The organism is Pedobacter kyonggii (assembly GCF_004310665.1).
GTDB classification, from domain to species: Bacteria; Bacteroidota; Bacteroidia; order Sphingobacteriales; family Sphingobacteriaceae; genus Pedobacter; species Pedobacter kyonggii.
The window spans coordinates 22,555-44,666 of the sequence record NZ_SIXF01000024.1; the positions used below are offsets into that span (position 1 = coordinate 22,555).

Genomic DNA, 22,112 nt, shown 5'->3' on the forward strand with positions numbered 1-22,112 from the left:
GAGTTAAGCAAATTCTCTCTTTTTCCTCTGTGTAAAACTCGGTAACCTCTGTGGTAGAAAAACAAAACAATGGATTACAAACAATACTTCGAAAAAACAAAACAAGCAAGTCGTACCTTGGTTAGCCTTGGTAAAGAAACGACAGATGCAGTTCTAACAGATCTGGCTGCGGCTTTAGTTGCAAATATAGATGAGATTCTTGCCGAGAACGTCAAAGATTTAGCTAAGATGCCGATCGAAGATCCCAAATACGACAGGTTGAAGTTGAGTGCAGCACGTATTGCTGATATTGCGAATGATCTTAAAAATGTTGCTGGCTTAAGCAGTCCGTTGGGTAAAATTCTCTCAGATAAAACGCTGGAAAACCAGCTTCATATCCAAAAAGTTAGTGTGCCTTTAGGTGTTGTAGGTGTGATTTACGAAGCGCGCCCAAATGTTACTGCTGATGTATTTTCACTCTGTTTTAAAACCGGAAATGTTGCTGTGCTAAAAGGAGGCAGTGATGCTGAATTTTCGAATCTGGCTATTGCAAAAGTGATACACGAGGTTTTGGATAAGTATAAAATCAATCGCCATGTTTTAACCCTATTGCCAGCCGAAAGAGCCGCAACCGAAGCTTTATTGAACGCAAGAGGTTTTGTCGATGTGCTGATCCCGAGAGGAAGTCAATCGTTAATTAATTACGTTCGCGAAAACAGTAAAATCCCCGTTATTGAAACCGGAGCTGGGATAGTACATACTTATTTTGATGAATCTGGAGATTTAGAGAAAGGGAAAGCAATTATTTTTAATGCAAAAACCAGAAGGGTAAGTGTTTGTAATTCGCTTGACTGTGTACTAATTAATCAAAATCGGCTTAATGATCTGGCTGCGCTTTTATCTCCCCTGGCTGATGGCGATGTTGAGTTATATGCTGATGAAAAAAGTTTTGAGTTATTAAAAGCTTCTTTTCCTGAGCAATTGTTAAATCAGGCTAAACCTGAACATTTTGGTACAGAGTTTTTATCTTTAAAGTTAGCTGTTAAAGTAGTGGCTGATTTAGCTGAAGCTTTGAACCACATTGCCGATTATGGCTCTAAACATAGCGAAGCCATTATTTCTGAAGATGCTGCGAATATTGCCCAATTTTTAAACGAAGTAGATGCTGCTGCGGTTTATGCCAATGCCTCCACTGGATTTACGGATGGTGCACAGTTTGGTCTAGGTGCTGAAATTGGTATCAGCACACAAAAACTCCACGCCCGTGGACCAATGGGTTTAGAGGAATTAACCAGTTATAAATGGGTGGTGAGAGGTGATGGGCAAGTACGTGGATGATAGATTTATTGTCATTCTGAGCGTAGCGAAGAATCTGCATACGATAGAAAACAATCATTAGATTTGTCGCCTTCAGCAAATGTTAGCGCAGTGTAACTTACTTAAAGATTCTTCGCTACGCTCAGAATGACAGCATAATGTTATAATTCAAAAAACTCTCCTCTTTCAGGTACGGCTACGTTAAAACCATCTTCTTGCAAAGCTAAAGAAAGACTTTGTAGACTTTTATCTTCACCGTGAACCAAGAAAACTTTTTTAGGCTGTCCTGTCTGTTTAATTGTCTTCACTAAATCGTTATGATCGCCGTGGCCACTGAGCAGATCGGTTTGGTGTATTGTGGCGTAGACCATCATTTCCCGGTCTTTAATGCGGACAATAGGTGCTCCGCTTAGTAGCTTGTAACCGAGTGTTCCTTTGGCACAATAACCAATAAAAAGAATGGTGCAATAATAGTTCTGAATGTTGTAGTACAAGTGATCCTGAATCCGCCCGCCTTCTAACATGCCTGCCGATGAAATGATAATACAAGGATCAAAATAATTAGAAACGTCTTTACTTTCTTTCATCGTTTGAACATAAGCAAGATGCTCAAATTCAAACTCATCACCCATGGTCTGGTAAAAATCTTTTGCTTCCTGATTCACCAGGTTGTGGTGTTTGCGGTAAACCTCCGTGGCTTGAATCGCCATTGGGCTATCTACAAAAATCTGAACAGGTGGCAGCAGTTTTTTGGTAAATATCTGGTTTAAGGCAAATACCAGAGATTGTGTACGACCAATACTAAAGGCCGGAATAATCAACCGTCCAGGACTTTTGATACAGGCTTCTGTAATTTCCTGAACTAATCTTTCTTCCAGTGTCTGATCTTTGGTGTGCACTCTGCCTCCATAAGTGGCTTCACTTATCAGATAGTCAACCTCTGGTAAGGGCTCTGGATCAACCAAAACCGGGTAGTTCTCTCTGCCGATATCGCCTGTAAAGGCAATTTTCTTCTCTATGCCATTATCATTTATGGTTAAAATGGCAGCAGCAGCGCCAAGTAGATGGCCAACCGGCACAAAGGTTAGGCTAATATCACCGTTGATCTTAAAAGCTTTATTAAAAGCAATGGTTACAAAACGATCGATTGTATCCATTACATGTTTGTGCAGGTACAACGGTTTGGGTCCACTGAAGTTACCACGTTTAGTTCTGGGTTTGCGACTTGCCTTTCTTAAGAAAAGTTCAACGGAATCGAATAATAATATCGAAGTAAGATCTGCTGTGGGCGGTGTACAAAGCACCTGGCCCTCAAAACCAAATCGAACCAATGTTGGCAAATTACCTGAGTGATCGATATGCGCATGAGTTAAAATTACCAGGTTTATACTCGCCGGATCGAAGGGGAATTGTTGGTTTTCTTCCTGGTAGGTTTCCTTCTCGTAATCTAATCCACAATCTATCAGTATTTTATAATGCCCAATTTCGAGCAGGTGCATACTTCCTGTTACTTGTTGTGCTGCGCCCCAAAACGTTAACTTCATCTTCTTATCTATCGCGTAAAATCTTTAGCCGTAAAGTAGTATAAATGATGGGATTTTTAAACAATCATGCGTAATTTTTTAATTATCATTTACCATAGGGGTCACAGAGAAAAACCACAGCGCACACTGAATTGATAGTAATTCCTTTACGATGTTAAAATCATGCCTCTACCTTTCCTGAATTTGGCCTTATTTATAGTTGATTAACTTCTCTGAATTTAAGGCTCTTTGATATTTCACTTTTTGCCTCTTCCGAAAAATCTTCTAAATCAGCTGTAGTAATGGTTTTATCTACAAGCATAGCAATCACCGTATCAAAAAACCATGAATTTCTAAGTCCGTCGTATCTTCTGGCAATGTGTTTATCAAAATCTGTTACTGCAGTAAAAATTTTATAATAATCGGCTTTGTTGTCTTGAGGTTGTTGTGTTTTCCATTGGTCTAAAATTTCAGAAAATGCCTGCATTTCTTTTTTTAGTTCCCGTTGTAAAGCTACCTCGAATAATTTTCGGGCAACTTTGTTGTCTGCTTTTGAAAAATCCATATGTAAACTTATACCATAAAGATAAGGATGTCATCATATATAACTGGCTTAACCCCAAGAAAGATTTTTTATCTTTGAAGAAAATATCCGCTATGCAAGAACCTTTTGATATAGAAATAGGACCAATTAATTATTCAGTTTTCCCGGAGGGAAATGATTCGTATACCATTTTTAAAGATGGAAGAGAATACATTCAGATTCAAAAAGATACTTCATCTATCTGGTTAAAAATGGATTACAAAACAGAACTTCCCATTTTTGAGGAAGATGAAGAGGTGAATGCAATTGGCCAGGCGATTGAAAAATATGTACCTGAAGAAGATAATGAAGAAGACGAGCTATAACGAGAAATCCTCAACAAGGTTTGGCTAAACCAATCCGTGTTGAGGATTTAAATTTAGGCAAGGAGCTTTAATAATTCTTCTGCAACTTTTTCTGATGAGGCAGGATTTTGTCCGGTAATCAATAAGCCGTCAACTACAGCATAGGGACTCCAATCAGCTATCTTGCTGTAATACCCACCATTTTTTATCAACATATCCTCTACTAAGAAAGGCACTACGTTTGTTAATTGTACAGCTTCTTCTTCAGTATTGGTAAATCCGGTTACATTTTTTCCGTTCACCAGGTATTCACCATTTATCTTTACATCCTTAAGCACTCCCGGAGCATGACATACAAAAGCAACAGGCTTTTTGGCAGTATAGAATTCGATAATGAGCTGTTGTGAAGTTGCGCTTTCTGCTAAATCCCAAAGTGGTCCATGGCCACCAGGATAAAAAACTGCATCATAATCATCCATTATTATATCGGTCAATGGAATGGTATTTTTTAATTTGGCCAAAAGAGCAGTGTCTTTGTCCATTCTTTTCGTCGTTTCGGTTTGAAAGGAAGGATCTTCACTTTTAGGGTCAATTGGTGGCTGACCACCTTTTGGTGAGGCCAATACAATATCAATACCTTTGTCGGCTAAGGCATAATATGGCGCTGCCAATTCTTCTGACCAAAAACCTGTTTTTAAACCTGTATTTCCTAATTCGTCGTGGCTTGTAAGCACGAATAAAACTTTCTTATTCATATTTTTATGTTAAGTGTATCACAAAATTAGTGCTCTTGAATAGGGCAGCAAAGGACTTCAATCACAAATTTAATGTGCGCAAAATCACACTTTTGCGGAAAGCCTGCTTAAGGTTTCTCTAGAAATGCCCAAGTACGCTGCGATTATTGTTTTAGAAACCCGTTGCATCAATTGCGGATACTGTTGAGCGAGTTGTTCAAAACGCTCTTTCGGGCTGGTAGTTAAAAGTGATAAAATCCTTTGCTGCAAAGCAACATAACCCAAACTGTTTTTTATCCTGAAAAAATGCTCCATTTTATGGCTTTCGCGGCAAAGCTGATCTAAATCATCTTTGCTGATGGAGAGTAGTTCGGAGTTTTCTAAGCAACTGATGTTGGTAATGGATTTAACATGACCATAAAAAGCCCTAAAATCGGAAAGCCACCAGTTTTCCATCGCAAACTGGATAATATACGCTTTACCATTGGCATCTGTAAATGTAGCCTTTAGTAAACCTTTAACTACAAAATAAATGTGATTGACAAATTCGTCTTCCTGGATCAGGTACTGGTGTTTTTTAAGTGTTTTAGGTTTGAAATGTGCTGCTATATGCTCAAACTCCTGATCGGTGAGGGAAATGATTTCTTCGAGGTGTGTTTTTAATTCAAAACTCATGCTATAAATTTAAATAAATTAAGCATGAAACTCATTTTATTGATTTTTGGAATGAGGTAAGGCGAAAAAATAAGGCCCGATTTTTTACTGATCGGGCCTTCTGTCTTTTAAATGGTTTATCTTGTGCAATTTGCTGTCCAGGTACCTTTCGAATTGGTTACCAAAATTTTTAATGTACTTGCGTTAACGCTTATGCCAGTTAATCCGTCGCCAATACTGGTATAAGTATCACCCGAACCCTGGAATTTTACGCCTGTAATATCAGGGATACCCGTACCAAAAATAAAATTATAGGTATCGCCGGCTTTAACTACCCTTACCTTGCCATCATCATCGCTAATGTCTTTGGAGCCATCGTTATAAGTAATGGTTCCGGAATAAGTACCCACGAAGAAATCCCTATCTGCAGGATCGGTATCTTTTTTACACGATACCATTACGGTTAATGCTATTAAAAGCATGCTGAAAATTTGAACTGTCTTTTTCATCTCTTTCACTTTTTTATTTTAAATAGGTAATAAATGTAACATGACTATGACAATGACTATGCCAAACGAGTCATTTGTACCTAAAAAACAGTGAGATAACAAAATGAAAACAACAAAATATTCTTATTTAAAATGCTGTTTAATAGTTCTTTATGGGTGTGTATAGTCGCATTTTTCATTCGTGCTGGCCATAACAGATTTTTTACAGGTGCTAGCGCTCATAAACAAATAAAACTGTTCAGTTTAGAAGAACATCGCTTATTTATTGAAATTGAAATAGAGTGATATTTGAAGAAAAAAGAAATTTTTTACCGCTGCAAGCAATCGAAAATCGATATATTTCACATTATTCTTTGGTATAATTTGAAGATCCGTTAATGTCTACTGTTTTGCCCAAAAAGTGCGGTTTTCTGCCAATTAAAATATCAATTGTAGATTTTACAACGGCAAAATACTCTCTAAAAGAAGCATATTTGTAACCCTGATACGTTCCTTGATCGGCAGCAAAGCCATATGATTTAATGCCCAATTTATTCCCGATATTGATACACCGGTTTAAATGATATTTTTGTGAAACCAGAATGGCTGTATCAATATTAAAGATATATTTAGATCTATATAAGGTAGAGTAGCTATCAAAGCCGGCATAATCAAGATAAATCTTATTGGTATCAACACCGTGCTGATAACAGTAAAGTTTCATCACCGTTAACTCGTCATGCTCATCGCTACCGTTATCGCCAGATAACAGAATTTTATCAATTTTATTGTTTTTATAAAGTTCGATGCCAGCATCAAGCCTATCTTTTAAATATTTGCTAGGTTTATTATTGTTAATGCCTGCTCCGAAAATAATACCTACTTTGGTTTCTGGTGTGTCTTTTTCTTTTGAAAAAATTACCGGCTCGGTTTGAGATTTTACAAATAAATTTATACCCAACACTACTATAACGCCCAATAAGGAGGCATAGATTAACAATTTTATGATTTTTTTAGTCTTCATGGATTAAACGGTAGTAATTATTTATCTCTTAAAGATAGTTAAAGGCAAAACGGATTATCACAGGTATTTAAAAATTGATTTTCTGCAAATCGTTTTACCCCGCCCAGCCATTCCCTATCCAAACTCCTATAATTAATCGATTCGGCCAAATGCTCGAGCTCTACATTTTCACTTCCGGCTAAATCGGCAATGGTTCTGGCTACTTTTAAAATCCTATCGTAAGCACGTGCAGATAAGCCTAACCTTTCCATTGCAGTTTTTAATAAATAGTGCCTGCTTCGCTGATCTGACATACTTTACGCACCATTTTCGGGCTCATTTGGGCATTGCAGTGCAGTTCTTCTTTATCAAGAAAACGTTTGTCCTGAATTTCCCTGGCTTTAATTACACGTTCCCTAATGAGATTGTTTCTTTCTGTGGAGGCTAATTCTGTAAAATTAACCAGCGTTACTTCTACATGAAGATCAATCCGGTCTAGAAGTGGTCCAGATATTTTATTCAGGTACTTTTGAACCACGCCCGGTGCGCAAACACAATCTTTCTCCGGATGGTTGTAAAAACCACATGGGCATTCCTGCGTTGCCTTGTTTGCGTTTTGAAAGCCAAACCTGAAAACCAATGCCTATTTCCTATACTGAAAACCCTGTATCTATAGGTGATCATATAAGAAAGAAAAGAATGGAACTAAAGTTACGTCAAACAGAGCTGGCAGTGATTTGTGGAGTTAGTGAAGATTGCGTTAGAAATTGGGAAAAAAACAGGAGTACTCCTCAAATTCAATTTTTTCCTCGCGTTATAAATTTTTTGAATTACATACCATTTGAGGTTAATTTGACTACTCTTTCAGGGAAACTAAAAGCACATAGGCACATTAATGGGCTTAGCCAAAAACAATTTGGAAAAATTCTTGGAGTTGATGGAGCTACAGTTTGTAGCTGGGAATTAGAAGAAAACAAACCGCATAAGGAAATAATGGAAAAGCTAGATTCGATGTTGTAATCACTATCATTATTCCACCGTTTAATGATAATCATAGGACCGGTCTAATAATTCTATAACGTCTTTCGTAAACCTTGCAGGATGCGCATAATGGATATTGTGTTAGGATAAACTTTATAAGTTATGTAGTCTGGATGGATATTTTTCAATACTTCATTCTCTTTTTCGAATGGCATCGGATCATCTTGACTAACAGGGTCAAGAATCAAAACCGTATGTGGAGATTCCGGAAAATAATCTCGAGTTCCATTGTTACCATAGATCTGGCAAAAAGCGGCACTTTTGATGTACGTAAGACCAAATCAGTAAATTGCCCGCTGTTTTCAAGATTAAAGAGTTTCATCATATCTGAATAATTGATTCCCCAATCTCCAGTTTTGTTTTCTTTTAATAAGGCAAAAATTGGAAATTGATTACTTACTTCGGTAGAATCGTACAGTGAGTTAAATGCTTCAAGTTGTGTGGGGTAAGTTTTATCCCAGGGAGTAGCTTGTTTTAAATCAAACTTCTTTGATATCTGTTCTAGTTTGTTGGTGTCTAACTTATGATAGTATGTATTAGCGGCAACTGAGCCTCCATCCTCAAGTATCAAACCCAATACATTTTCAGGATATGAATTATAAAATGCTGTGGCAACATATCCTCCCCTGGAGAAACCACCAACGAAAGCTTTTTCGATTGAAAGTTTATCCATTAGGAATTTGATGTCATCAGCTATATGGTAAATAGATCCTTCATGATCATCAGGCATGGCGATTTGACCGTGTCCATAATAATCAATGTCGATTACATGATATCCAGCCTTGACAAGGCTATCAGCTATATCCAAAAGTTCGTACCCATTATTTAAGCTCCCATGGGCCCAAATTATAAAAGGGTTGTCAGGATTTCCCCAACTTAAATAATGCATGTTTACATTTCTAGTTTGTACAAATGCGCCATGGCTTTGTTCGAAAGATAAAAACTCTTTCGTCGCATTATTATAAATCTGAATAGTCGAACTTTCTTTTTTAGATTGGGCATTTACTGGTGCCAATTGCGAGAGGAATGTGATTAAGAGTAGAAGACGTCCTATAGAAAACATAAACTTATAACTTCAGTGAAAATAGTTTTTTTTGATTTTCCAAATCCCGAACATCCATCCTTTCCATGCGACCATCAGGATAAACTAATATAGTCAACGGGATGCCATCTATAGAGAATAGATCTGTAACCCTATCTAGATCCTTATATGCATATAAGGTTCGCCATGTAATTTCATTCTTACTTAGAAGGTTTTGGAACGCCTTTACTTTTGTTTCATAATCCATGGAAATGGTTGTGAAATTTATCCTTCCTTTTAGCTGCTGATGAAGTTTGTTAAGAAGAGGCATTTCCTCAATACATGGTCCGCACCAAGAAGCACTAAATATTAATAAACTGTGTTTGGATGAATCTTGAACAAGCTCTTCAGCCTTTTTCGAATTTAAGTTAATAAGCTTTACATCTTTAAAATTAGAAATATATTGTTCAATCCTTCTGGCCCATTTCGATTTTTTAAATCTGTCTGATAATTTTTCATAAATCTTTTTTACATCCACTCTCGTTTCGAATTTGAGCAGATTTTGTGACAGGTAGGTCATCAAGTACCTTGAATCGGGGTACTTTACAGCTAAATTGATGTAGAATTGTAAGTTGTCTTTATAAGACAGATTGTTATCTCCCTTATCAAACCAAGTGTAATATGAATCTTGAGAACGCACTGTAATATCAGAACTATCATTTTTTACAAGCAACTCAAAATCATCTAGAATCAAAGTACCGTATACAACGGAATCGGCTAACCCTAAGATGTACGCCACATTTTCGTTTTCGATAGATTTGCTCTCTCTATATTTGGCCTCTATGTAATTATTTTCATCCTGAATACCAATATTGGTGATTGAAGTATTTGTATTTCCATGCGCTCGAATAAAACGCACCTGACGATAACCGTTTGCAGCTGTGTCTTTATCCGGAATAATTAGCTCCATAAATTCAGAATTAACAGCAATAGAATCTGGAATCTTAAAGTGCCATTTGAATTCTCCCACGTGCTCGCCCTTGATGATCAGGCTGTGCGAGTCTCTGTAGTCCCTAAGTGCTAAATTCTTAAATGGAGCATTATGTAAGGTTACCGAAAGAGTATAATTCTGGGAATTGACTTGAGGGTAAAGATGTTGAGATAAAACTAAGAATATAATGGTGAATAAAAGCTTCTGCATATTTCAGAAATTAATGTATATATCTGACCGTGCTGACAAGTTAGGTTTTTAAACATAACCTTAAAGCCCATAAAAGTTTTGTAAACTGTTAATTACCTAGATATGACACGAGTGGCTCTTTAGGATTCAAAAAGACTGCTGGATCCAGAATCGCGATAGTCACCTAATTTGCTATCGTTATTTCATCGTTTAACGATAGTATGGCTGTATTGCAATACCAGTATGTTTAGTGATCATTGCAACCTATTTTAGGTTTATATCGTCTTATCTTAGATTAAGATTTACTCAATTAATATGAAAAATGCTTTATTAACACTTTTTGCCATCATCATTCTTTTCGATTTTTCCTCTGCGCAATCTGTTTCTGATCCGCTGAAGGCATCATTTGTAACAAGGGATATAACTAACTTTTGGAAAGCATTTGATAAGATTGATGCAGAGCCGCAGACTAACCCTTTTGAAAATATCTATCTAAAACCAGGCTCCACTGGTGTGCAAGCATTTACAAAAGGCAGAATAGAAAATGCAACTTCTCTGCTTAGCACAGTTCGGGAACGGAAGAATGACTATGAAAAAGCCAGGCTAAATAGCCTAAGAATGTTGGACAATGAGAAGCAATGCCGGGCGGCATTCATGGCGTTAAAATATCTTTATCCTATAGCAGTCTACCCTAATGTATATTTTGTGATTGGTAGATTTAATTCTGGAGGGCACTCCAATCCAAAAGGCTTAATCATAGGAGCCGAAATGATTCAATCAGCAGCAGTTCCCTATATGGTTGCTCATGAACTTATCCACTATCAACAGGATAGTATTCCGAAGAAAAGCCTAGATCTACTCGCTGCTTGTATTAATGAAGGTAGTGCTGATTTTATAGGGGAGCTTATTTCTGGTGGAGGTCCAAATAAACAAACACATAGCTATGGCAATGCTAATGAAGCTAAATTGTGGTTGGAGTTCAAGGAAATCATGGACGATAGGGAGGATAGCCATGATTGGATGTATAATTACAAACCTAAAAATGGATATCCACCTGATCTAGGTTATTGGATTGGATATAAAATTACAGAAGCCTATTATGAAAAGGCAACTGATAAGAAAAAAGCTATATCAGATATCCTTCACATAAGAGACTTTAGAAAGTTCTTATACGAAAGTGGATATGCGTCAAAGTTTAGATAGGTTATATATTCAAAATCCCCTTGTTTCTCAATAATTAAGTTGGATCAATACCAGTACGCTGTACAATCAAACCTATTCCCCATTAACTCTGGAATATCTTTTTTCTTTTAGTTGATTATCATAAACTCATTCCATTATTCAAATCGAAATTTTAGGTTTTGATGATGAGTTTTTGATAATTTGCATTACAGAACATATACTGTTAATTGTTGTCTCAGAATAGCCACAATTAAAGACAGGCTGGCCTACCATATAGTATTTTGTACCCGTGCTAATATTCACTTCGATTGTTATGGTAAGTGCATTTACGCCATAAACAGCACTCCCGTATGTTTTTACAAGCATTGATTTTAATTAAAATAAATTCGGATGTAAATTATTTGGGATGAATATTGATTCTAATATACAGATTATTTAAAAAAGATCAAGTTTTAGTATCTATTAGCGAGTCGGTTTCACCAACCGCTGTTAAATAAACTGATTGGACGAATGCCGATTCCTTCTATCGGCAGCAGGGAAAGCAGGGCTGAACCCTCCTATGAAATACTGAGCCCGCATTTCCAAAATCTATAAAACAAAAATCCCAACCATTACTGATCGGGATTATATTTTCATGAGGTAACTGGCCTTACGCCCTAAACCCTCTACCCTAAACCTTCTAAATTATCTGCCAAATGGCATTTTAGGCATACCTTTCATCATTGCTGCTGCTGCTGCCGGATTAGAAAACTGCTTCATCATTTTACGCATATCTTCAAACTGTTTAATTAGCTTGGTTACTTCTTCTACCTTGCTTCCCGATCCTTTTGCAATACGTAAGCGGCGGCTTTGCTGGATGCTATCTGGGTTTTCTTTCTCAAACGGGGTCATCGAATTGATGATGGCTTCGATTGATTTGAAAGCATCATCCTGAATATCTACATTCTTCATCATTTTGCCTACACCCGGAATCATACCCATCAAATCTTTCATGTTACCCATTTTTTTGATCTGCTGAATCTGGTTGTAGAAATCGTTGAAATCGAATTTATTCTTGCGGATTTTTTTCTGAAGTTCTGCTGCTTCTTTCTCGTCGAACTGCATTTGTGCACGTTCAACAAGCGAAACCACGTCACCCATGCCCAAAATACGCGATGCCATACGGTCTGGATAGAATACATCAAGCGCTTCCATTTTCTCGCCGGTACCGATAAATTTAATCGGCTTGTTTACTACCGATTTAATTGAAAGCGCTGCCCCACCGCGGGTATCGCCATCTAATTTGGTTAAAACAACGCCCGTAAAATCAAGTCTGTCATTAAATACTTTGGCTGTATTTACCGCATCCTGACCGGTCATCGAATCCACCACGAATAAAATCTCGTGTGGCTGGGTTTTGGCCTTAACTTCAGATATTTCGTTCATTAAAGATTCGTCGATCGCTAAACGACCTGCGGTATCGATAATGATTACGTTATTTCCATTTTGTTTACCGTGTTCAATACCTTCTAAAGCTATGCCAACAGGATCGTTTGATGCGCGGTTAGCATAAACTGAAACACCAACCGAGGTTCCTAAAACCTCTAATTGATCTACAGCCGCCGGGCGGTACATATCGCCGGCAACCAATAAAGGTTTTTTCCCCTTGCCTTTTAAATGCAAAGCCAGTTTACCTGCGAAAGTAGTTTTACCCGCACCGTTTAAACCAGCAATTAAGATAATGGTAGGGTTTGCTTTAGTATCTAACTCTGTAACTTCGCCACCCATTAAGGCTGCAAGTTCATCGTTCATTATTTTGGTAAGCAATTGACCTGGAGAAACGGCTGTAAGCACGTTTTGCCCCAAAGCTTTTTGCCTCACATCATCGGTAAATGCTTTTGCTGTTTTATAGTTAACATCGGCATCTAATAATGCTTTACGGATCTCTTTCATGGTTTCTGCCACGTTGATTTCCGTAATGCTGCCTTGTCCTTTTAGTACTTTAAATGCTCTGTCTAGCTTGTCCTGTAAATTATCAAACATCTTTTTTTAAGCTAAAAGCTTCATGCCGAAAGGCAAAAAGCTAGTTGTTTTTAATAAAAGGCAAATGTATCAAATTTTGCTTGTAAATCTTAGCAACTCAAAGTCAAAACTTTAGGAAGATGAATATTAAATTTTTCTTTTGGTGCAACATTTTGTTTAAGGCATGGTCTTATACCTAACTAACCTAAACAAATGAAACGCTGTATCCTCCTTTTTTTTATATTTATTTGTGCTTTTTCCCAAGCTCAGGATATTTCGAAACAGCGCCAGCTGGAAGCAAAAAGAACGCTGCAAAGCCCCAAGATAGACGGTATTTTAGATGATGAGTGTTGGAATAATGTTCCAATCGCTACTGATTTTATTCAGATCAGGCCAAATCCGGGAAAGATAGAAACTCATGACCGGCGCACCGAAATGAAAGTGCTTTATGATGATGTTGCGATTTATGTTTATGCCCGGATGTACGATCACCCCGACAGTGTTTCGCACGAATTGGTTTCGAGGGATAATATTGGCAACGCCGATTTCATTTCGATTATTGTCGATCCCTTTTACGATAAAATGAACGGAAATGGCTTTTTTGTTACGGCTGCAGGTGTTCAGTTTGATGCCAAATACTCGCAGGTTGGTGATGAAGATGCAAATTGGAACGCGGTGTGGGAAAGTGCTGTTAAAATTGATGATAAAGGCTGGACCTGCGAGATGAAAATCCCTTATTCGGCCCTGCGTTTCTCTGGTAAGGATATCCAGAACTGGGGTTTGAATTTTAGCCGCAGGATACAGCGGAGCAATACGCAGACATTTTGGAATTTTGTAGATCCTAAAGTAAACGGCTTTATCAATCAGGAAGGGTTGTGGATGGGCATAAAAGATGTTAAACCTCCGTTAAGATTATCTTTTTCGCCATATATTTCGGCCTACGTAAATCATTATCCGGTTAATTTACCAGGTGTAAAAAATACAACCTCGCGGTTTAATGGGGGGATGGATGTTAAATACGGAATCAACAACAGTTTTACGCTGGATATGACCTTAGTGCCCGATTTTGGGCAGGTACAATCCGATAACCGGATATTAAACCTCACTCCTTTTGAAGTGAAATTTAATGAAAACCGACAATTTTTTACCGAAGGAACAGAATTGTTTAACAAAGGCGATTTGTTTTATTCGAAGCGGATCGGTTCTATTCCATCCTATTATAATTACAGCGGGGTGGGCAGCAGTGATAAAATTGTAAAAGATCAAACTGAAGCCAAGGTATTAAACGCCACAAAAATTTCAGGACGGACAGCCAAAGGTCTCGGTATTGGTGTTTTTAATGCAATTACCAATAGCATGGAAACCGAAGTAGAAGATGCTCAGGGTAACCTTCGTATGGTTGAAACTCAGCCGCTCACTAATTATAATATTTTGGTTTTCGATCAGTCGTTAAAAAATAACAGTTCGGCTACGTTTATCAACACAAATGTACTTAGGCAAGGTTCTGCTTACGATGCTAATGTAAGTGCCCTGCTTTTCAATTTAAACAATAAAGGCAATAAATATTTCGTAAATGGCGGGGGCAAAATGAGCTATTTACAGGGTGAAGAATCGAGCATGGGTTATAGCTACACCTTACGGTTTGGAAAACAGAGTGGCAATTTTACCTGGAGCTATAATCAGGCATATGCAGATGATAAATTTGATCCATCAGATATGGGTTTCTTTACCAATAACAACTTTTTAGATCAGCGGATTGGTATTGGTTATAATGTATACAAGCCAAGCAAATGGTATAATCAATTTGAAAGTTGGCTTAATCTAAATTATTCCCGCAGGGCAATACCGAGTGCTTATCAAAAAATAGGTACGAATGTAGGGTATTGGGTTCAATTTAAAAATCAATGGTCGGCAGAGTTTGATTTAAGTGTAGATAGAAAAGGGAACGACTTTTACGAAGCCCGAAATGGACAAATGTATCATGCGCCAGGAAATTTTGGTGTTGCCTTGTATATAAATCCCAACCGTGCTAAAGCCTATAATTTTGGTGGAAATGTGCGCTATTTTGAGCAAAAACTTTTCGGTGGCAAACAGTACAACTTTTACTTTTTCCAGAACCTGAGGTTGAATGATAAGATTGCTTTTGGTTTAGACCTGAACTTTAACCCGAACTACGATTATGTAAACTGGGTGACCGCACAAGGTGATCGAGCTATTTTCTCTAAATACGACCGCAGAACGGTAGAAAACTCATTTGATGCTAAATACACCTTTACCAACTTAATGGGACTAACCATTGTACTAAGACATTATTGGAGTGATAGAAGAAATAAAGAATTTTATCTGCTTCAGTCTGATGGACATTTAACCGATTATCAAGGACCAACATTAACCGGGATGGATAGAAACTATAATGTGTTTAATATTGATTTGATTTATACCTGGCAATTTGCACCAGGTAGCACCCTTTCTGTTTCATACAAGGATGCGGCCGAAACTTATGATACTTTTTATACGCAGCGTTACAACAGAAACCTAAGCGGAATTTTAAATGCTCCTCAGAATAACAGCCTTTCGGTAAAGGTTTTATATTATGTTGATTATCTCGATTTAAAGAAGAAAAGGAAAAAGGTTTAAGTTTTATCGTTCCTAGCCTTGGGTTTAAACCCAAGGCCAGGAAATGTGCACCTAAGACTAAAGACTGTGAACTAAGGACTAGCCTACCTTGCTTTACCAGGGCTTACGCCGAATTTTTTACTAAAAGCACTGCTGAAATGCTGTACCGAAGAATAGCCCAATTCTTCGGAAATATTCTTGATATTTTTGCTGCTATCGGCCAGGAGTTCTTTGGCACGCATCAGTTTGTAATCGCTTAAATAGCCAAAAACGGTATTCTGGAAAACCTCTTTAAAGCCTTGTTTCAGTTTAAATTCGTTTATGCCTGCAACCTTTGCCAGTTCGGTTAAACATGGGGGATGGCTGGCATTGGCTAACAAATATTCGCGTGCATAATAAATGCGGTCTTTATCGTAGGCCGATTTAATGGTAGGGGTGTCGGTTTTTTTTGCTGCAAGTTCAAAAGCCTGGGCTTGTAATGCCAAAAGTTCAAGGCATTTAGACTGAAGGAACAAGAGCTTTAATCCACCGGTAAAATGACAGTTCATAATATCGCTGATGCAGCTGTGCATTGCCAGACTGATAGGCAAGTTTTCTGATGAAAGCTCTACCGAACGGTTGTTCATGATTTTTTCGGCAAAGTTTTTTAGTAAAGTGCTGCTTTCACCAGTTAAATCAACAAAACGTGATCTTTCGAAATTTACCTCGAAAAATTTATGCGGACCCCCTACCGAAAATTCTGCCATCCCATCAAAATCAGGGCTATAAATAATATTGTGCTGATTGGCTTTGATATCCAGGCGTTTGTTGGTGAGGTAATTTTCCATAATGCCGCCGCCTGTAATTGAAAAATGAAGCTCAACCATATCGGGCTCATCAAAAGATTTAATGCGCAGGCGGCTCTTTTTCACGAGCATATCGCCGTAAACAATGTAAATACCCGAAAAAGCGATCTCCACAATCTCTGCATCACCAAAGGGGAAGCTGTATTTGTCTCTTCTTTCGGTTACCAGTGCCTGATTAAATTCGTTATTGTCGAACTTGTTACCAACAATATAATATTTATCGTCACCATCGTAAATGTTTAAAGCCATAAAATCCTTTTGATATAAACTTTAATCCTTTTGGTATAAAAAGATGCGTTTGTTAGACAATTACTTTTGTTCAAAGTTACTAAACAAAAGAATACGATGCCAAAATTACCATCATGGCTGGCCAACACAATGGAAAAAGTGATCAGCAATAAAATATATCAGGTAGAAGTTGTAGAAACTAAAATGTTGAGCAGCAACTTAAAGTGCGTTACCTTTAAAGGCGATTTTTTCGATGCCAAATTTATTCCTGGAATGGAAGTGTTGTTTAGGGTTAATGCCAATGAATATAGACATTATACTTTATCTAGCTTTGATGAAGCGCGCGAAACCTGCGAAGTTATTTTTTACTTAAACAGACAAGGGCCGGGCCATAGCTTAGCTGTGAACATCCAAAAAGGAGACACTTTAAAGCTTATTCTAGATCGTGCAAGAATTAAATATAAGGAAGAATCTAATCAGCATTTCTTTTTTGGCGATGAAACCAGCCTGGGTCTGTACGAATCGCTTGGGAAAAAAGTGGTAGATGAGGATGTGGAATATTTTGGCATTTTAGAGCTGCAGGAAGAAAACCTGAGTTCTGTTGATCACCTTAAGTTATTGATCGATACCGTGCCTTCTGATATGGATACTCCAGCTAAAAATGCGATCAACTGGATGGAAAATATGCACCCGATGTGCTGGGAAATGTGGCAAAATGCTACTTTTTACCTAACAGGAAGAGCAAAATCGATACAGCTGTTTAAAAGGTACCTAAAGCAAAGGGGAGTAAGCTTTAGGCAGATAGTTACGATGCCATATTGGGAAATAGGTAAGGTTGGTGGCGCCTAAACCTATCTGGGAAAGGTAAAGCCAAAACCCAGTGCTAAAATTTGGTTCGCCTGTATTTTGTTTGTGCCTGTATCATCATCGAATAAGAGCACGCCTGTTAAACTGGTGTTCATAAAACGGTTAATCTTTGCAGTTAATGCAACATCTAACCTATGGTCTATTTTACTTGCCTTAAAATCTTTATAGGGAATGAACATCTGGTAACGTGCCTTAAGATTTGTATTGGTAAATATATCCTTATCAAATGCACTTACAATCTGAAATGCCAACTCATTCCGTACTTTTTTGCCATACTCTACACCATAAACACTGGCTTTTGGTGGCTTGGTATTATCAACCGGATCAAGAAAAAGCTTTTCGTCTAAAACAAAAGTTTGGCGCGCTGTACCGGTACCTATACGGGTAGAAAAATATTTAACCGGTTTGTACTCGAAACCGATAGATTCGGTTAAATAACCCGGACCCATAAATTTTGAGATCAAGGTTGATTCTTCAACACCATTTGTAATTTTATATGAGTAACCATTATCAAATTGGGACTCAAAACTTAACGATCCGAAGAAGAACCAGCTTTTAGAGAGTTGGAAAGAAGCTTTATTATCCCAAAAAATACGGTCGTTGGTTTTCTTTTGCAGCTGATCTTTATTCTTGATTTTACCATATTGCAAAACAAGCTCGCTGATATAGCTATAGCTATTTTTATTGTATTCTGCTTTCCAGTTTAGCAAGCCACCAACTGCCACAGAGTTGGTACCCCCACCTTTCCAGTTGTTACTAAACTGGGCCTGGTTAACATTAATGCCGATGTTGGTTCTTGTTTTCCAATAATTAATCTTGGCGTTTACCACCAAAGGCTTAATTTTTACGGGTTCGAAGTTTAATGGTCCTTGTCTGCTCGGCAAAGGACTACGCTTTAACTTTATATTCAGGTCTTTTGTATTGATCGGAATAGTATCAATTTCCTGTGCATATAATTTTGTAGAGCAGAAACTTAGAATCAGGATTATGGCAGCTAAACAGTTCTTCATTACCTACAAAGAAAAAGAAAAATTTTAGAGATAAAAAGCATTTAACAAAATGATTGTCAGATTGACAATTGAATTGGAGACGAAAACTATTGTTTCAGATCTTTTTAAACCAGCCGTACCAATTACCCTTTTTTAGATATTTTAGATCATTTTCATGCTCATAGGCTTCCTTTTCAAAAACGATGTTACGATAGGCTAAATCGTGGTTTCGGCATTTAATAAAATTAAGCAGGTAGTTAACCAGGTATAAAATATAAAAAGGGAAAATAAGCAGTTCTAATTGCTGCCGTAAATGGATTTTTTCGTGGTTAATAATGATTGGATCGTTTTTAAACCGCGGCGATTTTAACAGGATAAATGGAAAGATTGCCATGCCTGCTGCCGGAAGTTTTTTAACAATCAGAATTGGCGCTTTCACAACTTATCGATCGTTATTTTGGGCAATGCAGGTAACTGTAAGGCTTTAGGATTTAGCCTGTAGCTTCTATAGGCATTCCGGATGAAAAGATTAAAGGCATAATCTGTTGCATCTAATACAAATTGATAAGTAGGGCGATACTGTTGCATAAAATCTGTCAGTTCAGCATCTTTTATGCCTAATACCTGGCTAACCAGACTGGCACTGAAACGGTAATCGATCAAGTCTTCGCGATAATCTTTTTCGAGGATTTTTTGAAGGTGACGGGCATTTCTTCCTTGTCTGCTTAACAGATTATAGATTGCATCAATACCTAAACCGACACCGCCGTTGCCTAAATTCAATAAATCTTTACTACTTCCTTTCATGGTTTGGTAACGATATTCCTGAACATTTTTTTCATATTGCTGCTGCGGACTTAATCTTTTTTGTTGAATAACTACGTCTCGCAGTCTTATGCCCAACGATCTGAGTTGAAAGTATGCTGCAGTTTGTCCCTTAAAAACAATAGTATCTACTCCATAGCCCGATAAAGCCGCAACTAGGGTGTCGCCTGGCAGCGCAAAGGTGCTAAACTCACCTTTCGTATTGTTATATAAACCATCACCCGTACGGATGTTATAAATATAAACCTTGGCCAAACGCTGCTTCGTTTCTTTATCAATAACAATGCCCTGCACAGGTTTATTTTGTGCATGAAGCAGCGTAGAGATGCCGAAAGCAAGTATAAAGGGAAGAAAAAATTTCATTAAGCTACAAAACTACAAATATCTGGCAGGCTATGTTTGTACTTAACATTATTTAACCTTAAGTATCTGACCTAGTTTAATGGCATCGGTACTCATCTCGTTCAGCATTTTTAACTGATCAACCGTTAAATTAAAACGTTTTGCAATATTATAGAGTGTATCTCCTTTAACAACGGTATAAGTACCATCGGCAATAATGGGTTTAGCTCCAGCAGGTGGAGGGGGCACTGGTGTAAATTTAGCCTTTTCCTGCGGGATATTCTGATTGATTTCTGAAAAGACACGATCCTCCCTGGCAATCTTTTGTTTTTCGCTTTCCGGTTGATCGTATTGGTAAAGCTGGTATTTCTCGATGGTATTGATCAATAAATCAGGATATTTTGGATTGGTGGCATATCCGGCTGTTTTTAATCCCTGCGCCCAACTTTTGTAGTCATTTTTATCCAACTGGAAAAGGAAACTGTAACGTTTGCGCTTTAAAAACTCAGAGTGGTCCCTGAAAGATTCGCGGGCATCCTTATACACCCTAAAACAGTCGTTTTTTTGATCATCGTCCCGGAAGTAGTTTTTTCCCTTCCAGTCTAATGTACATTTAATACCAAAATGATTGTTTGCGTATTTGGCCAGGTCGCTATTTCCACTGCCCGATTCTAAAATTCCCTGCGCCAATGTAATACTTGCAGGAATTCCGTTTGCATTCATTTCTTCAACTGCCACTCCTTTAAACTCATCAATGTAACTTAAGGTATTGTAACTTTTGTACGAATTGTTGTTGGCTTTGTTGGCTGCCTTTTCGATCTGTTTGTTGTTTTTAGAAAATTTCCGCGTACCGCAAGAACTAAAAAATATGAGGATTGCTGCAATAAGGATGTAATGACTGTATGAACGCATTGATGTTATGATTATGTTTAATCGGTTAATTGTTAGAATTGCTTAACGGGGCTTTATCGACTTTGGACTCATGACTCCGGGCTCAAAACTTTAACTTCTGTCCTGGTTTTAAGTTCGCCTTTTTCATGCCGTTTTTCTGCATGAGGGCCTTAACCGTAGTGCCTTTCTTTTTGGCAATTATACTCAGGTTATCTCCAGATTTTACAGTATAAGTTTTTGTAGCTCTTTTGCTTTTTGTACGATAGCGAACTGGTGCTGCATAAACAGGTTCTTCGTAGCCTTCTGGCCTTTCATCGTATTGATAGAGCTCATATTTTTTTATTAAGCCAATTACCTGACTTGCCCAGCTTCTACTGGTAGCATAACCACAACGGCGGATTCCATAAGCCCAACCTTTGTAATCGTATTGATCGTATTTTTCGAAAAGATTATTAAAAGGCCTGCGGGTCTCCATAATTTCTACAAAATGGCTGTAAGATTCATCCACATTTAAATAATCGCGATAGGATGAACGGATTTCGGTATTGTTATTAGGGCCTTTTACCCCAAAATGATTATTAAGGTGTTGTGCGATTTTACTGTTTCCAGAAGCCGATTCATGTATGGCAACAGCTAAAATAACGCTGGCTGGAATTTTATGATCGTGCATTAAACCCTGTGCATATTCTACGTGCTCAGCAATATATTCTTCCGTATCTTGCGCTCTTGCAATAATCCCTGTTAAGAGGAGCACACAAAAAGTAAAGATTTTTTTAGTCATGGTTAATCGATTAATTGTTTTAATTGGTTAACTGTACGATTAACCGATTAAAACAATTAATCGATTAACCACTATATGTTAAGCTTTCTTCCTAATCACAAACAAACCATCCCGAACAGGTAATATCAATTTCTCAACCCGTTCATCTGCAGCTATTTTATCATTAAAGCTAGTAATATTTCTGGTGTCTTTATCCTGTTTCTCCTGCAGTACTTTTCCACTCCATAACACATTATCCACAATGATAACCCCGCCCGGGCGAACGCGATCAAAAATCAGATCATAGTAGGTACCATTATTTTTCTTATCTGCATCGATAAAAACAATATCGAAAACTTCATCTAAGCCCGCTATTGTGGTGATGGCATCGCCAAGGATATAGTTGATCTGATCGTTAAATGCGGATTGGGCAAAATTACGGCGAACCATATCTTCCAATTCCTCATTAATATCAAGCGTATACAGTAGGCCGTCTTTCGATAAGCCCTCAGCAAGACATAAAGTGGCATAACCTGTAAAAGTGCCGATTTCTAAAATCCTTTTAGGAGAAATCATTTTGCTAAGCATGCTCAAAACCCGTCCCTGATAGTGTCCGGATAGCATACGGGGCATTAAAACTTTAAGGTTGGTTTCGCGGTCTATCTGTTGAAGCAATTCGCTTTCAGGTTCGCAATAGGTAATTAGTAAATCCTGTAAATCGTCGTTTATTAGGTTCAT

At 37.7% G+C, this 22,112-nt stretch carries 22 protein-coding genes and 1 pseudogene; 6 read left to right on the top strand and 17 right to left on the bottom strand.

Translation table 11 applies throughout. The features are described 5' to 3' along the window. The first annotated feature begins 69 nt into the window (after nt 1-69). Nucleotides 70-1,317, top strand: a complete 1,248-nt coding sequence (locus EYS08_RS19160; protein ID WP_131031625.1) for a glutamate-5-semialdehyde dehydrogenase — start codon at nt 70-72, stop codon at nt 1,315-1,317. 140 nt (nt 1,318-1,457) lie between these two features. On the opposite strand, the gene EYS08_RS19165 is transcribed toward EYS08_RS19160, so the two are convergent. Beyond that, nucleotides 1,458-2,840: an MBL fold metallo-hydrolase RNA specificity domain-containing protein gene (locus EYS08_RS19165; RefSeq protein WP_131031626.1), complete on the bottom strand. Its 1,383-nt coding sequence runs from the start codon at nt 2,838-2,840 to the stop codon at nt 1,458-1,460. Between the two features lie 193 nt (nt 2,841-3,033). Next, nucleotides 3,034-3,384 (bottom strand): hypothetical protein, encoded by a 351-nt coding sequence (locus EYS08_RS19170; protein ID WP_131031627.1) that lies wholly within the window; start codon nt 3,382-3,384, stop codon nt 3,034-3,036. 74 nt (nt 3,385-3,458) lie between these two features. Here EYS08_RS19170 and EYS08_RS19175 point away from each other — a divergent pair, with 74 nt between their 5' ends. Beyond that, complete coding sequence (locus EYS08_RS19175) at nt 3,459-3,728, top strand: hypothetical protein (protein WP_394343125.1); 270 nt, start codon at nt 3,459-3,461, stop codon at nt 3,726-3,728. A gap of 53 nt (nt 3,729-3,781) precedes the next feature. On the opposite strand, the gene EYS08_RS19180 is transcribed toward EYS08_RS19175, so the two are convergent. The 5 genes and pseudogenes from EYS08_RS19180 to EYS08_RS19200 form a co-directional block, all read right to left on the bottom strand. Continuing rightward, on the bottom strand, nt 3,782-4,462 hold the full coding sequence (locus EYS08_RS19180) for a type 1 glutamine amidotransferase domain-containing protein (protein ID WP_131031629.1): 681 nt from the start codon (nt 4,460-4,462) through the stop codon (nt 3,782-3,784). A gap of 84 nt (nt 4,463-4,546) precedes the next feature. Continuing rightward, complete coding sequence (locus tag EYS08_RS19185) at nt 4,547-5,116, bottom strand: Crp/Fnr family transcriptional regulator (RefSeq protein ID WP_131031630.1); 570 nt, start codon at nt 5,114-5,116, stop codon at nt 4,547-4,549. Nucleotides 5,117-5,232: 116 nt separating this feature from the next. Next, on the bottom strand, nt 5,233-5,604 hold the full coding sequence (locus EYS08_RS19190; protein ID WP_131031631.1) for a hypothetical protein: 372 nt from the start codon (nt 5,602-5,604) through the stop codon (nt 5,233-5,235). Between the two features lie 346 nt (nt 5,605-5,950). Beyond that, on the bottom strand, nt 5,951-6,607 hold the full coding sequence (locus EYS08_RS19195; protein WP_131031632.1) for a SanA/YdcF family protein: 657 nt from the start codon (nt 6,605-6,607) through the stop codon (nt 5,951-5,953). Between the two features lie 101 nt (nt 6,608-6,708). Continuing rightward, nucleotides 6,709-7,178: pseudogene (locus EYS08_RS19200) on the bottom strand (magnesium chelatase subunit ChlI family protein); the annotation flags it as partial. A 47-nt stretch (nt 7,179-7,225) separates the two neighbouring features. Between EYS08_RS19200 and EYS08_RS19205 the strand changes: the two are divergent. Continuing rightward, a complete protein-coding gene (locus EYS08_RS19205) occupies nt 7,226-7,606 on the top strand; it encodes a helix-turn-helix transcriptional regulator (protein ID WP_165456515.1) in 381 nt (126 codons plus the stop codon). Between the two features lie 205 nt (nt 7,607-7,811). Here EYS08_RS19205 and EYS08_RS19210 read toward each other — a convergent pair whose 3' ends face one another. Beyond that, nucleotides 7,812-8,642, bottom strand: coding sequence for an alpha/beta fold hydrolase (locus EYS08_RS19210; protein WP_165456516.1), 831 nt, complete (start codon nt 8,640-8,642; stop codon nt 7,812-7,814). Nucleotides 8,643-8,694: 52 nt separating this feature from the next. Next, a complete protein-coding gene (locus EYS08_RS19215; protein ID WP_131031634.1) occupies nt 8,695-9,849 on the bottom strand; it encodes a TlpA family protein disulfide reductase in 1,155 nt (384 codons plus the stop codon). A 294-nt stretch (nt 9,850-10,143) separates the two neighbouring features. Here EYS08_RS19215 and EYS08_RS19220 point away from each other — a divergent pair, with 294 nt between their 5' ends. Next, nucleotides 10,144-11,031, top strand: coding sequence for a DUF2268 domain-containing putative Zn-dependent protease (locus EYS08_RS19220; RefSeq protein WP_131031635.1), 888 nt, complete (start codon nt 10,144-10,146; stop codon nt 11,029-11,031). A 663-nt stretch (nt 11,032-11,694) separates the two neighbouring features. On the opposite strand, the gene ffh is transcribed toward EYS08_RS19220, so the two are convergent. Continuing rightward, a complete protein-coding gene (gene ffh / locus EYS08_RS19230) occupies nt 11,695-13,032 on the bottom strand; it encodes a signal recognition particle protein (protein ID WP_131031637.1) in 1,338 nt (445 codons plus the stop codon). 192 nt (nt 13,033-13,224) lie between these two features. On the opposite strand from ffh, the gene EYS08_RS19235 reads away from it, so the two are divergent. Continuing rightward, nucleotides 13,225-15,648 (top strand): DUF5916 domain-containing protein, encoded by a 2,424-nt coding sequence (locus EYS08_RS19235; RefSeq protein WP_131031638.1) that lies wholly within the window; start codon nt 13,225-13,227, stop codon nt 15,646-15,648. An 83-nt stretch (nt 15,649-15,731) separates the two neighbouring features. On the opposite strand, the gene EYS08_RS19240 is transcribed toward EYS08_RS19235, so the two are convergent. After that, a complete protein-coding gene (locus tag EYS08_RS19240) occupies nt 15,732-16,721 on the bottom strand; it encodes a helix-turn-helix transcriptional regulator (RefSeq protein WP_131031639.1) in 990 nt (329 codons plus the stop codon). Nucleotides 16,722-16,817: 96 nt separating this feature from the next. On the opposite strand from EYS08_RS19240, the gene EYS08_RS19245 reads away from it, so the two are divergent. Beyond that, entirely contained in the window at nt 16,818-17,549 is a 732-nt protein-coding gene (locus EYS08_RS19245) for an SIP domain-containing protein (protein WP_131031640.1), read from the top strand. Nucleotides 17,550-17,551: 2 nt separating this feature from the next. On the opposite strand, the gene EYS08_RS19250 is transcribed toward EYS08_RS19245, so the two are convergent. From EYS08_RS19250 to EYS08_RS19275, 6 genes are all read right to left on the bottom strand, one after another. Then, nucleotides 17,552-18,577, bottom strand: coding sequence for a DUF3078 domain-containing protein (locus EYS08_RS19250; protein WP_131031641.1), 1,026 nt, complete (start codon nt 18,575-18,577; stop codon nt 17,552-17,554). A gap of 94 nt (nt 18,578-18,671) precedes the next feature. Then, a complete protein-coding gene (locus tag EYS08_RS19255) occupies nt 18,672-18,995 on the bottom strand; it encodes a hypothetical protein (RefSeq protein WP_208745909.1) in 324 nt (107 codons plus the stop codon). Next, entirely contained in the window at nt 18,992-19,744 is a 753-nt protein-coding gene (locus tag EYS08_RS19260) for a hypothetical protein (protein WP_131031642.1), read from the bottom strand. Before EYS08_RS19260 ends, EYS08_RS19255 begins: the two co-directional genes overlap by 4 nt. 48 nt (nt 19,745-19,792) lie before the next feature. After that, the gene (locus EYS08_RS19265; protein WP_131031643.1) at nt 19,793-20,635 is read right to left on the bottom strand and encodes a glucosaminidase domain-containing protein; all 843 of its coding nucleotides are present in this window, start codon (nt 20,633-20,635) and stop codon (nt 19,793-19,795) included. 82 nt (nt 20,636-20,717) lie between these two features. Beyond that, a complete protein-coding gene (locus EYS08_RS19270) occupies nt 20,718-21,395 on the bottom strand; it encodes a glucosaminidase domain and LysM peptidoglycan-binding domain-containing protein (RefSeq protein WP_131031644.1) in 678 nt (225 codons plus the stop codon). Nucleotides 21,396-21,473: 78 nt separating this feature from the next. Further along, nucleotides 21,474-22,112 carry an O-methyltransferase gene (locus tag EYS08_RS19275; RefSeq protein WP_131031645.1) on the bottom strand — a complete coding sequence of 213 codons (639 nt, stop codon included), beginning with the start codon at nt 22,110-22,112 and terminating at the stop codon, nt 21,474-21,476.

What these genes read in the sequence shown, in the direction of transcription:
- EYS08_RS19270 (WP_131031644.1), bottom strand. Translation starts at nt 21,395, where the DNA reads ATGACTAAAAAAATCTTTACTTTTTGTGTGCTCCTCTTAACAGGGATT.
- EYS08_RS19250 (WP_131031641.1), bottom strand. Translation starts at nt 18,577, where the DNA reads ATGAAGAACTGTTTAGCTGCCATAATCCTGATTCTAAGTTTCTGCTCT.
- EYS08_RS19220 (WP_131031635.1), top strand. Translation starts at nt 10,144, where the DNA reads ATGAAAAATGCTTTATTAACACTTTTTGCCATCATCATTCTTTTCGAT.
- EYS08_RS19265 (WP_131031643.1), bottom strand. Translation starts at nt 20,635, where the DNA reads ATGCGTTCATACAGTCATTACATCCTTATTGCAGCAATCCTCATATTT.
- EYS08_RS19185 (WP_131031630.1), bottom strand. Translation starts at nt 5,116, where the DNA reads ATGAGTTTTGAATTAAAAACACACCTCGAAGAAATCATTTCCCTCACC.
- EYS08_RS19205 (WP_165456515.1), top strand. Translation starts at nt 7,226, where the DNA reads ATGCCTATTTCCTATACTGAAAACCCTGTATCTATAGGTGATCATATA.
- EYS08_RS19195 (WP_131031632.1), bottom strand. Translation starts at nt 6,607, where the DNA reads ATGAAGACTAAAAAAATCATAAAATTGTTAATCTATGCCTCCTTATTG.
- EYS08_RS19160 (WP_131031625.1), top strand. Translation starts at nt 70, where the DNA reads ATGGATTACAAACAATACTTCGAAAAAACAAAACAAGCAAGTCGTACC.
- EYS08_RS19180 (WP_131031629.1), bottom strand. Translation starts at nt 4,462, where the DNA reads ATGAATAAGAAAGTTTTATTCGTGCTTACAAGCCACGACGAATTAGGA.
- EYS08_RS19235 (WP_131031638.1), top strand. Translation starts at nt 13,225, where the DNA reads ATGAAACGCTGTATCCTCCTTTTTTTTATATTTATTTGTGCTTTTTCC.
- EYS08_RS19240 (WP_131031639.1), bottom strand. Translation starts at nt 16,721, where the DNA reads ATGGCTTTAAACATTTACGATGGTGACGATAAATATTATATTGTTGGT.
- EYS08_RS19170 (WP_131031627.1), bottom strand. Translation starts at nt 3,384, where the DNA reads ATGGATTTTTCAAAAGCAGACAACAAAGTTGCCCGAAAATTATTCGAG.
- EYS08_RS19275 (WP_131031645.1), bottom strand. Translation starts at nt 22,112, where the DNA reads ATGAACCTAATAAACGACGATTTACAGGATTTACTAATTACCTATTGC.
- ffh (WP_131031637.1), bottom strand. Translation starts at nt 13,032, where the DNA reads ATGTTTGATAATTTACAGGACAAGCTAGACAGAGCATTTAAAGTACTA.
- EYS08_RS19165 (WP_131031626.1), bottom strand. Translation starts at nt 2,840, where the DNA reads ATGAAGTTAACGTTTTGGGGCGCAGCACAACAAGTAACAGGAAGTATG.
- EYS08_RS19245 (WP_131031640.1), top strand. Translation starts at nt 16,818, where the DNA reads ATGCCAAAATTACCATCATGGCTGGCCAACACAATGGAAAAAGTGATC.
- EYS08_RS19215 (WP_131031634.1), bottom strand. Translation starts at nt 9,849, where the DNA reads ATGCAGAAGCTTTTATTCACCATTATATTCTTAGTTTTATCTCAACAT.
- EYS08_RS19190 (WP_131031631.1), bottom strand. Translation starts at nt 5,604, where the DNA reads ATGAAAAAGACAGTTCAAATTTTCAGCATGCTTTTAATAGCATTAACC.
- EYS08_RS19260 (WP_131031642.1), bottom strand. Translation starts at nt 19,744, where the DNA reads ATGAAATTTTTTCTTCCCTTTATACTTGCTTTCGGCATCTCTACGCTG.